The sequence below is a fragment of the Pseudactinotalea terrae genome, from assembly GCF_009733845.1.
GTDB lineage: Bacteria > Actinomycetota > Actinomycetes > Actinomycetales > Beutenbergiaceae > Pseudactinotalea > Pseudactinotalea terrae.
Window position 1 is genome coordinate 311,924 of record NZ_WNXZ01000005.1, and the last position, 12,762, is coordinate 324,685.

Sequence of the window (12,762 nt, forward strand, 5' to 3'; positions counted from 1 at the left end):
GTGCGTCAGCCCAGCAGGTCGTGCCGCACGATCGTGGCCTCGCGGTCGGGCCCCACGCCCACGGACGAGATGCGGGTCCCGCTCATCTCCTCGAGCGCCTCCACGTACCGGCGCGCGTTGACGGGCAGGTCGTCCCAGGTGCGGGCCAGGGAGATGTCCTCCCACCAGCCGTCGAGCTCTTCGTAGATCGGGGTCGCCTTCGCGAACGCCGCCTGGTCGACAGGCATCTCGTCGTGGCGGACGCCATCGACGTCGTAGGCGACGCACACCGGTACCTTCTCGAAGCCAGTGAGCACATCGAGCTTGGTGAGCACGAGGTCCGTCAGCCCGTTGACGCGGGCCGCGTAGCGCGCCACCACGGCGTCGTACCAGCCGCAGCGGCGCGGCCGCCCGGTGGTGACGCCGTACTCGCCGCCGGTCTTGCGGAGCTGCTCACCGACGTCGTCGAGAAGCTCGGTGGGGAACGGACCCTCGCCCACACGGGTGGTGTAGGCCTTGATGACCCCGACCACCCGGTCGATCCGGGTGGGGCCGATGCCCGAGCCGGTGGCAGCGCCGCCCGCGGTCGCCGAGGAGGAGGTGACGAAAGGGTAGGTGCCGTGGTCGACGTCGAGCATGGTCGCCTGACCTGCCTCGAACACGACGTTCTTGCCGGCGTCGAGCGCCCGGTTCAGCACGAGCCCGGTGTCGGCGACCATGGGGGCAACGCGGTCCGCGAAGGAGCGCAGCTCGGCCACGACCTCCTCGATGTCGGCGCTGCGCCGGTTGTAGATCTTGGTGAGGATCTGGTTCTTCTGGGCGAGCGCGCCCTCGACCTTGTCGCGCAGGATCTCCTCGTCGAACAGGTCGGAGATCCGGATGCCGACGCGGTTCATCTTGTCGGCGTAGGTCGGCCCGATGCCGCGGCCGGTGGTGCCGATCTGACGCTTGCCCAGGAACCGCTCGGTGACCTTGTCGAGCGTGCGATTGTAGGAGGGGATGACGTGCGCCGAGCTCGAGATCAGCAGCTTCGAGGTGTCGACGCCCCGCGCGTCGAGCCCTTCGAGCTCCTGGAACAGCACCTCGAGGTCGACGACGACGCCGTTGCCGATGATCGGTGTGCAGCCGGGCGAGAGGATGCCGGAGGGCAGCAGGTGCAGCGCATACTTCTCGTCACCGACCACCACCGTGTGGCCGGCGTTGTTGCCGCCGTTGAACTTGACGACGTAGTCGACGCGTGACCCGAGCTGGTCGGTCGCCTTCCCTTTTCCCTCGTCGCCCCACTGTGCCCCGAGCACCACTACTGCCGGCATGTCCCGCCTCTTTCATCGGCTGTCGTCCCGGGAGGTGAGCCTATCGACCGGGTCCGACGTTGGTTCACGAGCCCCTGCGGGCTCACTGTCAGCTGGAGGACGGCGGTGCGAGCCTGAGCGTCTCGCTGACCTCGGCGAGGACCTCGGGGGCGGCGGGGTCGCAGTCGAGCGCGAAGGAGCGGCACCGCTGCGCCTCGTCGGTCTCGCCGATCGTCGCCGCTGCTGCGCCGAGCGCGAGCAGGCTGATGAGGAAGCCCTGGTTCGGGACGTGAGTGACCGGGACCGGACCGGCGCCGCGCCAGCCGGCGCGTCGCAGCGCGTCGAGGCCACGGTGGTAGCCGGTGCGGGCGAACGCGTAGCCGCTGACGGCGTCCCCGGCCTCGAGCGCCTCCGTGGCCAGCCGACCCCAGGCGTAGGAGGCCGCCGGGATCCGGGCAGCCACGTCGCGCAGGGAGTCGCCCGCGTCGAGCGCGGTGCGAGCGGCGATATCCGGGTGGTCCTCTGGCAGCAGGGTGGGCTCGGGCCCGAGCAGGTTCGTCACGCCGCCATTCTCCCCCACCCGCGAGCGAAGGGTCGCCTCAGCCGAACAGCTGCTCGGCCGCGGCTCGCGCGAGAGCGGCGGGGTCGGCGTGCCGCAGCGCCCCGTCGAGGTACAGCGACGCGATCCCGTGCACGATGGCCCAGGCCACCTGGCGCGCCTGCTCGACCGGGATGGCGACCCGGTCCGGCGGCAGCATCCCGACGCCCGCGCGGAGCATGTCGCCGGCGCGGGTCTCCTCCTGCTGGAGCTCGGCGTCCGCGCCGTCGAGGAGATCGGCCCGGAACATGACGGCGTAGTGGCCCGGGTTCGCGACGGCGAACGCCACGTAGTCCACGGCCGTGCGGGCGAAGTCACGCGCCTGCACCGAGTCCGCGAGCGCGTCGGCGAGGAGTCCGAAGCCCTGGGCGGCCAGCGCGGTGAACAGCCCGCGCCGGTCACCGAAGTGGTGTGCCGGCGCGCCGTGGGTGACGCCGGCCTCGCGCGCCAGCGCCCTCAGCGAAACCGAGTCCGGTCCGCCGCGCGCCACCTCCCCCGCCGCCGCCGTAAGCAGCTGTGCCCGTAGATCTCCGTGGTGGTAGCTGTCGGCCATGTGTCGAGCGTACCGCCGATCTAGGCATTGACTAGATGCAGCGATCGCGTCATCATCTAGTCATTGTCTAGATGAAGGAGCCACCCATGGCACCCCTGCTCGCCCTCGTCATCGTCACGCTGCTCGCCCGCGGCTTGGGCGCCCTCGGCGTCGAGTACGTCGCGACCTGGCCGGACGCCGTCGCCGTCGGCATGGCCGCCATGTTCGCGCTGACCGCGTCCGCACACTGGACCCAGCCCCGCCGCGACGGGCTCATCGCGATCGTCCCCCCTGCCCTGCCGCGACCCGACCTGCTCGTCACCGCCACCGGTGTGCTCGAGATCGCGGGCGCGGTCGGGTTGCTGATCCCGGCCACGCGCACGGTGGCCGCAGTCTGCCTCGGTTTCCTGCTGCTGGCGATGTTCCCCGCCAACGTGCGCGCGGCCCGCGGCGTCGGGGACCCGGCCGCACCACGCACGCCGTTGTTGCCGCGCACCGCGATGCAGGTGCTGTTCATCAGCTCGGCCGTCGTGGTGGCAGCCTCCTGACCCAGCCCCCGTTCACCGATGGCGAGCCCCGCCCGGCCACCGACGTGAGATCGCACACTCCCGGTGAGATCGCACCGTGCGATGTGCGGTCTCACCGGGAATGTGCGATCTCACGTGCCCGGCGCGCCACAGACACACCGACGGCGGCCCTCACCAGGTGAGAGCCGCCGTCGGGAAGTGCGGTGAGAAGGCTGAATCAGCCCTTGTTGCCGGCCGAGCGCAGCTGCTGGCAGGCTTCGACCACGCGGGCTGCCATGCCGGCCTCGGCGGCCTTGCCCCAGGCGCGCGGGTCGTAGGCCTTCTTGTTGCCAACCTCGCCGTCGATCTTGAGGACGCCGTCGTAGTTGCGGAACATGTGCTCGACGACCGGGCGCGTGAAGGCGTACTGGGTGTCGGTGTCGATGTTCATCTTGATGACGCCGTAGTCGACCGCGTCGGAGATCTCCTGCGCGGTCGAGCCGGAGCCGCCGTGGAACACCAGGTCGAACGGCTTGTCCTTGCCGAGCTTGGCGCCGACCTCGTCCTGGATCTGCTTGAGGATCTCCGGGCGAAGCTTGACGGCGCCCGGCTTGTACACGCCGTGCACGTTGCCGAACGTGAGGGCAGTCAGGTAGCGGCCCTTCTCGCCGGACCCGAGGGCCTCGACGGTCGCCAGCCCGTCCTCGACGGTCGTGTAGAGCTTGTCGTTGATGGCGGCCTCGTGGCCGTCCTCCTCGCCACCGACCACGCCGACCTCGATCTCGAGGATCGTGCGCGCGGCCTGCGAGAGCTCGAGCAGCTCGGCGGCGATCACGAGGTTCTCCTCGATCGGCACGTCGGAGCCGTCGTACATGTGCGACTGGAAGGTCGGCAGCTGACCGTTCTTGACCTGCTCCGCCTCGATGGCCAGCAGCGGCCGCACCCAGGAGTCGAGGTTGCCCTTGACGCAGTGGTCGGTGTGCAGCGCGACCTTGATCGGGTAGTTCTTGGCCACCTCTGCGGCGTAGGCCGCGAGCGCGAGCGTGCCGGTGACGCGGTCCTTGATGGTCGAGCCGGAGGCGTACTCGCCGCCGCCGACGGAGACCTGCAGGATGCCGTCGGACTCGGCCTCGGCGAAGCCCTGCAGGGCTGCGGTGATCGTCTGCGAGGACGTGATGTTGATCGCCGGGTACGCGAAGGAGCCAGCCTTCGCCCGGTCGATCATGTCGGCGTAGGCCTCGGGGGTTGCGATGGGCATGGGAACTCTCCATGAACGACGGCGGGATGTCGGGTCCAGTCTGGCACCTCCGCTCCCCTTCGGTCGCCTCGGGCCAGGCGGTCTCAGGCGTGCTGGACCGCCCAGGCCCACATCGCGACGGCGGCAGCGGCGCCCGCGTTGATCGATCGGGTGGACCCGTGCTGGGTGATGTGAAGGATCGCCTCGCAGATCTGCTGCGCCTGCGGGGTCAGCCCGGCGGACTCCTCGCCGAACAGCAGCGCGCACGACCGGGGCAGGTCGCGGTGCTCGAGCGGGACCGAACCGGGGACGTTGTCGATGCCCAGCACCGGGACGCCGCGCTCGGCCGTCCAGGCGGCGAAGGCTGCGGCGTCCTCGTGGTGGTGCACGTGCAGGTAGCGGTCGGTCACCATCGCGCCGCGGCGGTTCCAGCGGCGGCGCCCGATCACGTGCACGCCGGCGACGTTGAACGCGTTGGCGGTGCGTACGACCGAGCCGATGTTGAAGTCGCGGCCCCAGTTCTCGATCGCCACGTGCAGCGGGTTCCGCCGGGTGTCGAGGTCCGCGACGATCGCCTCCAGCCGCCAGTACCGGAACCGGTCCTCGACGTTGCGGTGGTCGCCTGCGGCGAGCAGCTCGCGGTCGAGCCGCGGGTCGTCGGGCCAGGGTTGCGGGTGCGGGCCGACGCCGGGTCTGCGCTGCTCCCCATCCTCGGTCACGGGATCGCCCAGGTGACGTAGATCGTCGCGCCGAGCCACACGATGACGCACCAGATCACGACGAGCAGCACTGGGTGCCGTTGCGCCCAGCGTGTCGACCCCGGGTACTCAGCCTCGATCTCGACACCTCGCGCGCTCTTCGGTCTCGCTGCTCCGACTCGCGCGGCGATCGTGTCCACGTCGCTGTAGCGGTACAGATCGGACGTGATCACGAAACCGTAGCGGCCCCCGCGCCGCCGGATCGAGAGCCTGCAGACCTTCTGTTTCCCTCCCCTGCCGCGACGGAGGTACTTGTGCAACACAGGCGTCGCGAGCTCCTCGCGGACGTAGGTGGTGGTTCCGCGCAGGGAACGCCGGGTGATGCCGTGGGGATCGACCCGCACCTGCGCGTACAACGACTCGGCGAGCAGCACGAGCACGATCACCAGCATCACGCCGTAGATCACCCTCACCTCGGCGGGGCTGCCGCCGGCCGTCGCGATCAGCGCCGCGAGGACCGCTGCGGCCACCACCAGCAGGCCGGCAAGGAATCGGTTGGGCCTGAACACCGAGGAGCCGCCGACGTACCACGGCCCGATGGCCGCCGATGTCGGCGAGCTCGGGGCCCATGTGCTCCCACCGGGCGGTCCGCTCGGGCTCGGCTGACCGTCGATCGCACCATAGGGCAGCGGCGTGCCTGTCCGACGGCGCTGCTGACCGTCCGCGCCTGCCCCGGGATCCGCGATCATCGTGCCTTCACGCTCCCATGATGGCGTGCGCTCATCAGCGCCGCAGCACCACCTGCGACAGGCTGACGACAGAACCAGGCTTCGCCGATCGGCTCAGCCCTGAGGCGGGTATCCACCGCCTTGACCGGGCTGCGGGTAGCCGGGCTGGCCGCCGCCTTGACCCGGCGCGAAGCCGCCGGGCTGGCCGCCGTAGCCGGGACCGGGCGCGTCGGTGATGTGAGGCTGCGGCGCCGGCGGGGTGCCGTACTGACCCACCTGGCCCTGCTGGTCGGCGAACGACACGCGCGGGGCGGCCCGGACGATCGGGTCGTTGGTCTCGAAGTACTCCGCGCGGTGGAAGTTGAACATGTTCGCGATGATGTTCGGCGGGAAGCTCTCCACCTTGGTGTTGAGCTCACGCACGTTCGCGTTGTAGAAGCGACGGCCGGCAGCGATCCGGTCCTCGGTGTTGGTGAGCTCGTTCTGCAGGGCCACGAAGCTCTCGACCGAGCGGAGCTGCGGGTATGCCTCGGCGACCGCGAACAGGCGACCGAGTGCGCCGCTCAGCGCGTCCTCCTGACGGGCCTGCTCGGCCGGGGTGGACCCCGGGGTCGCGGCGGCCGCGCGAGCTCGCGTGACCTCGTCGAACACCGCACGCTCGTGGGCGGCGAAGCCCTTGACCGTGTCGAGGAGGTTGGGGATCAGGTCGTAGCGGCGGTGCAGCTCGACGTCGATCTGACGCCACGCCTCCTGCACCAGGTTCCGCAGGCGAACAAAGCCGTTGTAGGTCGCGATCGCCCAGATCACGGGGATCAGGACGACGAGGACAACAACGATGAGGATGATGACTCCGGTGTCCATGCGGGCCTCCTTCTGACGTCAGGGTCCACAAACCCAGGGTCTGAGCGACCGGGCAGAGCGCCCGACTGCTTCGATGCTACTGGCGGCCCAGGCCGAGATCGCCCGAGGAGAGCAGGGAGACGTAGGGAAGTTCTGCCCTCGCGAACACCTCGGTGGCCTCGGTCTCGCGGTCGAGGATCGTCGCGACGCCGAGCACCTCGGCGCCCGCGGCGCGCGCTGCCTCGACGGCGAGCATGGGGCTGTTGCCGGTGGTGGTGGTGTCCTCGACGATCACCACGCGCCGCCCCGCGATCTCGGGGCCCTCGACCTGTCGCTTCATGCCGTGCCCCTTGGCCTCCTTGCGCACGAGGAAGGCGTCGAGGTCGAGCCCGCGGCTGGCGGCGGCGTGCTGGATCGCGCAGACGACCGGGTCCGCACCCATGGTGGGTCCGCCCACGGCATCGATCTCCCCGACACCCATGCCCTGCTCCTCGAGCATGTCGAGCATCAGGTGCCCGATCAGGGGCGCCCCCTCGTGGTGCAGCGTGACGCGCCGCATGTCCACGTAGTAGTCGGCCTCACGGCCGCTGGAGAGCGTCACCGTGCCGTGCACGACGGCGAGCTCGCCGACCAGCTGGGCGAGGCGGGCGAGGCGGTCCTGGGACATGTGCTCCGGCGTCGTCACGGCACTCAGCGTAGTCACGACGCCGAGATCGTCGCCCCGCGGCTTGTGTAGCGTCGAGGGGTGCGGATCGCCACCTGGAACGTCAACTCGATCCGAGCTCGCGCCGAACGGGTCTCGGAGTGGCTCGAGCGCAACGACGTCGACGTGCTCGCCCTGCAGGAGACCAAGGCCGCCGATCACCTCTTTCCCTATCTGACGTTCGAGGCGTTCGGGTACGAGGTGGCGCACGTGGGGGTGAGCCAGTGGAACGGTGTCGCGATCGTCTCCCGGGTGGGGCTCGAGGGCGTCGAGTCCGGTTTCGCCGGCCAGCCCGGCTGGGGAGACCCGGCGGTTCCCGAGGCCCGCGCCCTGGGTGCCACCTGCGGCGGTGTCCGGGTGTGGAGCGTGTACGTGCCGAACGGGCGCACGCTCGTGGACCCGCACTACGAGTACAAGCTCGCGTGGCTGCGGTCGCTGCGGGACGCCGCCGCCTCCTGGCCGGCGGATCCGACCGTGATCGTCGGGGACTGGAACGTGGCACCCACCGACGAGGATGTCTGGAGCCCGGCGTTCTTCGAGGGCTCCACGCATGTCTCCGCACCTGAGCGAGCGGCGCTGGCAGCGCTCGCGTCAGCCGGTTTCACCGAGCTGACCACCACGCACACGCCCGGCCGCTACACGTACTGGGACTACCAGCGGTTGGCCTTCCCCAAGAACCGAGGCATGCGGATCGACCTCGCCTTCGGGAACGCCGCGTTCGCGAAGCGGTTGCGCGGGGTCGCGATCGACCGCGAGGAGCGCAAGGGAGCGGGGGCCTCCGATCATGTACCGGTCGTCCTCGAGATCGACGACGCCACCTCCTGAGTCGGGTCGGGCCACCACCGGCGGCAGCGACATGGGCACCTCTGCCGCCAACGTGCTCCGGCGAGGTCACCGTTGGCCGATAGTGTTCCGCTCATGGGTCAGCCGCCGCTCGCCTCGTGGCCGAACCCTGACCAGCCCTCCTACGGAGCGCCGGCCGGGGTTCCCGGCCAGCCGACCCCTGCCCACGGGCAGGGCGCTCAGGAGCCGCAGGTTCCTCCGGTCCCGCAGATGCCGGCGCCGCAGCACTCCTTCGCTCCGCCGTCCGGCCAGAGCATGTACGGCAACCACCAGCCAGCAGCGCAAGCCGCGCAGCAGCAGGGTGGGTACGGGTCGTTCACGTTCCCGGTGGCGCCGAGGCAGAAGCTCGAGCCGCTCGCCATCGCGGGCATCGCCACCGCGCCTCTCGGCCCGGTCGGCATCGGCCTCGGCCTGCTGGCGCGGAACCGCGTCAAGCAGACGCGGCGGCGCAGCATGGCGCTCGCGTGGACCGCCGTCGCCCTCGGCGCGGTGTTCACGGTGGGTTGGGCCTTGGTCACCGCCGTGCTGTCGATGAACGGCACCATCGACCGGGCTCTGGAGAGCCCGCAGCCCGGTGATGTCGCGGCGGCCCGCACGGTTGCCGCAGCCAACCTTGCGGTCGGCAACTGCATCCAGACGCTGCCGCCGGCGGAGCAGGTGGGCGAGGTCCGCCTCGTCCCGTGCGCCGACGAGCACATCGCCCAGGTCGTGAGCCTGCACCCGGGCTCCGGGGACTTCCCCGGCGCCGAGCAGATAGCGGCCGATGCGACCGCAACCTGCACCACCGAGGTCGAGAACATCGACGCCGGTGATGCCTCGTTCGTGCCCTGGTACCTCGTCCCGTCGCAGGCGGGCTGGGACCAGGGCAACACCCAGGTGGTCTGCCTGCTCCGTGGCGACGCGGGCCCCCTCAACGTCGATCTCGTCAATACCTAGGAAAGGGGATCCACATGAGCACGCCATGGAATCCGTCGGGGCAGGACCCGCAGAACCCGGGTCAGGACCCGCAGAACCCGGGCCAGCCCGGACAGCCGGGGCAGCCCGGTCAGACCCCGCAGCAGCCGAGCTATGGCTCGTCCTCGCAGCCGGGCCAGAACACCAGCTACGGGTCCTCCTCCCAGCCGGGCCAGAACCCGCAGCAGCCGCAGTACGGTCAGCCGGCTCAGCCTCAGCAGCCCCAGTACGGCCAGCCGACCCAGCCCCAGTACGGCCAGCCGACCCAGCCGGCCTTCGGGCAGCAGCCCGGCCAGGCGCCCAACCAGCCCGGCGGCTTCGGCCAGCCGGCTCAGCCGGGCGGCTTCGGCCAGCCGGCACAGGCGGGCGGCTTCGGTGGGTCCTCGCAGCCCCCGGGCTACGGCGGCTACGGCGGTCCTGGCGGCCCCGGCGGGCAGCCCCCGAAGAAGAGCCCGGTGCCGATCATCATCGGTGTCGTGGTGGGCATCCTGGTCATCGTCGGCATCTTCTTCGCGATCCAGGCACTGACCGGTGGCGGCGGCGAGGACCCTACAGCCGATCCGACCACGAGCGATCAGCCCACCGACGAGCCCACGGACGAGCCGACCGATGAGCCCACGGACGAGCCGACCGATGAACCGACCGACGACGGCGGTGACGTGACCGAGGTCGCGGACACCGAGGTCGTCCCGGGCGACTGCATCCTGTCGCTCGAGTACAACGCGAACAGCATGTGGGAGAAGGTCGACTGCGCGACCCCGCACGAGTTCGAGGTCGTCGCCGAGTCCGTCACCGACGCCGAGGAGTTCCCCGGGGAGGACACCCTCTCGAGCGAGGCCGAGGCCTTCTGCACCGACGCCGTGGTGCCGTTCTTCGACATGGTTGCCGACTCCGAGAGCGTCAACTACAACTACATGTGGCCGACCGAGGGCACATGGGACTTCGGTGACCGCAAGTACACCTGCCTGATGGTCGCGATCGACGGCGCGATGTTCACCGGCAGCTTCATCGACGGTGACGTGACGGTCGGCTGACCAGACCTGAACCGAACACACGCAGGCCCCGCCCGGATCGCTCCGGGCGGGGCCTGTGTCGTCGGGGCCGACTGCGGCCCTCAGGCGGGCTCGACCGCCGCTGCCGCGTGGACCTCGAGGCCCGAGGCATCGAGCGAGTCCGGGCGGTCGACCACCACGTGACCGCCGTCTGCGACCTGGCCGCCGAGGAGCAGCCGGGCGAGCTTGTCGCCGATCTCGCGCTGGATCAACCGCCGCAGCGGGCGGGCGCCGTAGGAGGGGTCGTACCCCTCCAGCGCCAGCCACTCGCGTGCCGCAGGCGTGACCTCGAGCGTGAGCCGGCGGTCGGCCAGCCGCTCGCCGAGACGCTTGACCTGCAGGTCCACGATGCTGCCGAGCTCGGTGATGCTGAGCGGGTCGAACAGCACGATCTCGTCGAGCCGGTTGAGGAACTCCGGCTTGAAGGAGGACCGGACCATGCTCATCACCGCCGAGTTCTTGGCGGCTGCGTCCAAGGACTCGTCAACGAGGAACTGCGACCCGAGGTTCGAGGTCAGCACGAGGATGACGTTCCTGAAGTCCACCGTGCGGCCCTGGCCATCGGTGAGCCGGCCGTCGTCGAGCACCTGCAGCAGGATGTCGAAGACCTCGGGGTGAGCCTTCTCGACCTCGTCGAGCAGCACGACCGAGTACGGCCTACGTCGCACGGCCTCGGTCAGCTGCCCGCCCTCCTCGTACCCGACGTATCCCGGTGGGGCACCCACGAGGCGTGCCACGGAGTGCTTCTCGCTGTACTCGCTCATGTCGATGCGCACCATCGCGCGCTCGTCGTCGAACAGGAAGTCGGCGAGCGACTTCGCGAGCTCGGTCTTGCCCACGCCGGTGGGTCCGAGGAACAGGAACGAGCCCAGCGGCCGGTCCGGGTCGGCGATGCCGGCCCGCGAGCGCCGGACGGCGTCGGAGACCACACGCACGGCGGTCTGCTGCCCGATGAGCCGACGCCCGAGGACATCCTCCATGTGCAGCAGCTTCTCGGTCTCACCCTGCAGCAGCCGCCCGGTCGGGATCCCCGTCCACGCGGCGACCACCTCGGCCACCTCCTCCGGTCCGACGTACTCGGCCACCATCGGGGCCTGCTTGGTCTCGGACGCCGTCGCCTGCAGCTCGGCCTGCTCGGCCGCAGCGATCTCGCGCTCGACGGCGGGGATCTCGCCGTAGAGCAGCCGGGACGCCTTCTCGAGGTCTCCGTCACGCTGGGCCTTCTCGGCCTCGGTGCGCAGCTCGTCGAGCTTCTTGCGGGCCTCACCGATCTGGTTCAGCCCGGCGCGCTCGGCCTCCCACCTTGCTGTCAGGGCGGTCAGCTCCTCCGACCGGTCCGCCAGGTCGGCGCGCAGCTTCTCGAGCCGCGCCTGCGCCCCGGCATCCTCGGTCCCACCCTCGGTGAGGTAGGCCTCCTCCATCTTCATGCGGTCGACCTCGCGCCGGAGCTGGTCGATCTCCACGGGCGAGGAGTCCAGCTCCATCCGCAGCCGGGAGGCCGCCTCGTCCACCAGGTCGATCGCCTTGTCCGGCAGCTGCCGGCCGGTGATGTACCGGTCGGAGAGCGTGGCGGCGGCCACGAGGGCGCCGTCGGAGATCGTCACGTTGTGGTGCGCCTCGTACTTCGGGGCGATGCCGCGCAGGATCGCGACCGTGTCCTCGACGCTCGGCTCCCCCACGAACACCTGCTGGAACCGGCGCTCCAGCGCCGGGTCCTTCTCGATGTACTCCCGGTACTCGTCGAGCGTGGTGGCACCGACCATCCGCAGCTCGCCACGGGCAAGCATCGGCTTGAGCATGTTGCCGGCGTCCATGGCGCCCTCGCCACCGGCACCTGCGCCGACGACCGTGTGCAGCTCGTCGATGAAGGTGATGATCTCGCCGTCGGAGCCCTTGATCTCGTCGAGGACAGCCTTGAGCCGCTCCTCGAACTCGCCGCGGTACTTAGCTCCGGCGAGCATCGCGCCCATGTCGAGCGCGATGATCCGCTTGCCGGCCAGGGAGTCGGGGACGTCGCCGTCGACGATGCGCTGCGCCAGCCCCTCGACGACGGCGGTCTTGCCGACGCCCGGCTCACCGATGAGCACCGGGTTGTTCTTCGTGCGGCGCGAGAGCACCTGCACGACGCGCCGGATCTCGGAGTCACGCCCGATGATCGGGTCGATCTTGCCCTCGCGCGCGCTCGCGGTGAGGTCGGTGCCGTACTTCTCGAGCGCCTGGAACGTGCCCTCGGGATCGGCCGAGGTCACCTTGCCCGAGCCGCGCACCGCGGGCAGCCGCTCGTGGAGGCGGTCGCGGTCGGCGCCGGCGGCACGCAGGATGTCACCGGCGGCACCGGCGTCCTTGGCGATCGCGAGCAGCAGGTGCTCGGTGGAGACGTACTCGTCGCCGAGTGCCGTCGCCTCCTGCGAGGCAGCGCTGAGCGCGTTGCTCAGGCCCCGTGCCGCCTGCGGCTGGTTGACGCTCGAGCCCGAGGCCGACGGCAGCGCCGTGAGCGCACCCGTGACCTGCTGGCCGACCGACCCGCGGTCCACGCCCACGGCGTCGAGCAGGGCGTTCGCCACCCCGCCCTGCTGCCCGAGCAGTGCCGCGAGCAGGTGCAGAGGCTCGAGCTGCGGGTTGCCTGCAGCCGCGGCTGCCTGCAGCGCGGCCGCCATGGCCTCCTGCGACTTCGTCGTGAGCTTGATGTCCATCGAACCTCCGAGCATGGGTGGGTCTGCGTCACTCAGATCAACCGCGACAGAGTTGAGTCTATTCCGCTCAACTCTGTTTCGCACCCAGCCTATAGGCCCGGAACTTG

At 70.5% G+C, this 12,762-nt stretch carries 13 protein-coding genes; 4 read left to right on the plus strand and 9 right to left on the minus strand.

The genetic code is table 11. The features are described from left to right. Positions 1 to 5: 5 nt before the first annotated feature. The 3 genes from GPA03_RS16840 to GPA03_RS16850 all read right to left on the minus strand — a co-directional run bounded on the left by GPA03_RS16840 (position 6) and on the right by GPA03_RS16850 (position 2,422). Complete coding sequence (locus GPA03_RS16840) at positions 6 to 1,292, minus strand: adenylosuccinate synthase (protein ID WP_156253177.1); 1,287 nt, start codon at positions 1,290 to 1,292, stop codon at positions 6 to 8. An 88-nt stretch (positions 1,293 to 1,380) separates the two neighbouring features. Beyond that, on the minus strand, positions 1,381 to 1,833 hold the full coding sequence (locus GPA03_RS16845) for a DUF3151 domain-containing protein (RefSeq protein ID WP_156253178.1): 453 nt from the start codon (positions 1,831 to 1,833) through the stop codon (positions 1,381 to 1,383). Between the two features lie 37 nt (positions 1,834 to 1,870). Beyond that, on the minus strand, positions 1,871 to 2,422 hold the full coding sequence (locus GPA03_RS16850; protein WP_156253179.1) for a TetR/AcrR family transcriptional regulator: 552 nt from the start codon (positions 2,420 to 2,422) through the stop codon (positions 1,871 to 1,873). Between the two features lie 86 nt (positions 2,423 to 2,508). Here GPA03_RS16850 and GPA03_RS16855 point away from each other — a divergent pair, with 86 nt between their 5' ends. After that, positions 2,509 to 2,949 carry a DoxX family protein gene (locus GPA03_RS16855; protein ID WP_156253180.1) on the plus strand — a complete coding sequence of 147 codons (441 nt, stop codon included), beginning with the start codon at positions 2,509 to 2,511 and terminating at the stop codon, positions 2,947 to 2,949. A 196-nt stretch (positions 2,950 to 3,145) separates the two neighbouring features. Here GPA03_RS16855 and fbaA read toward each other — a convergent pair whose 3' ends face one another. From fbaA to pyrE, 5 genes are all read right to left on the minus strand, one after another. Further along, positions 3,146 to 4,165: a class II fructose-bisphosphate aldolase gene (gene fbaA / locus GPA03_RS16860; RefSeq protein ID WP_156253181.1), complete on the minus strand. Its 1,020-nt coding sequence runs from the start codon at positions 4,163 to 4,165 to the stop codon at positions 3,146 to 3,148. Positions 4,166 to 4,248: 83 nt separating this feature from the next. Next, on the minus strand, positions 4,249 to 4,863 hold the full coding sequence (locus tag GPA03_RS16865; RefSeq protein WP_241681353.1) for a TrmH family RNA methyltransferase: 615 nt from the start codon (positions 4,861 to 4,863) through the stop codon (positions 4,249 to 4,251). Next, positions 4,860 to 5,591 carry a hypothetical protein gene (locus tag GPA03_RS16870; RefSeq protein WP_156253183.1) on the minus strand — a complete coding sequence of 244 codons (732 nt, stop codon included), beginning with the start codon at positions 5,589 to 5,591 and terminating at the stop codon, positions 4,860 to 4,862. The genes GPA03_RS16865 and GPA03_RS16870 overlap by 4 nt, the downstream gene beginning before the upstream one ends. A gap of 93 nt (positions 5,592 to 5,684) precedes the next feature. After that, a complete protein-coding gene (locus GPA03_RS16875; RefSeq protein ID WP_156253184.1) occupies positions 5,685 to 6,431 on the minus strand; it encodes a LemA family protein in 747 nt (248 codons plus the stop codon). A 76-nt stretch (positions 6,432 to 6,507) separates the two neighbouring features. Further along, positions 6,508 to 7,077: an orotate phosphoribosyltransferase gene (gene pyrE, locus GPA03_RS16880; protein ID WP_156253260.1), complete on the minus strand. Its 570-nt coding sequence runs from the start codon at positions 7,075 to 7,077 to the stop codon at positions 6,508 to 6,510. Between the two features lie 78 nt (positions 7,078 to 7,155). On the opposite strand from pyrE, the gene GPA03_RS16885 reads away from it, so the two are divergent. From GPA03_RS16885 to GPA03_RS16895, 3 genes are all read left to right on the plus strand, one after another. After that, entirely contained in the window at positions 7,156 to 7,938 is a 783-nt protein-coding gene (locus GPA03_RS16885) for an exodeoxyribonuclease III (RefSeq protein ID WP_156253185.1), read from the plus strand. Between the two features lie 93 nt (positions 7,939 to 8,031). Then, positions 8,032 to 8,892 (plus strand): DUF4190 domain-containing protein, encoded by an 861-nt coding sequence (locus tag GPA03_RS16890; protein ID WP_156253186.1) that lies wholly within the window; start codon positions 8,032 to 8,034, stop codon positions 8,890 to 8,892. A gap of 14 nt (positions 8,893 to 8,906) precedes the next feature. After that, on the plus strand, positions 8,907 to 9,944 hold the full coding sequence (locus GPA03_RS16895) for a septum formation family protein (RefSeq protein ID WP_156253187.1): 1,038 nt from the start codon (positions 8,907 to 8,909) through the stop codon (positions 9,942 to 9,944). An 80-nt stretch (positions 9,945 to 10,024) separates the two neighbouring features. On the opposite strand, the gene clpB is transcribed toward GPA03_RS16895, so the two are convergent. Then, positions 10,025 to 12,655, minus strand: a complete 2,631-nt coding sequence (clpB, locus tag GPA03_RS16900) for an ATP-dependent chaperone ClpB (protein WP_156253188.1) — start codon at positions 12,653 to 12,655, stop codon at positions 10,025 to 10,027. Between the last annotated feature and the right edge of the window lie 107 nt (positions 12,656 to 12,762).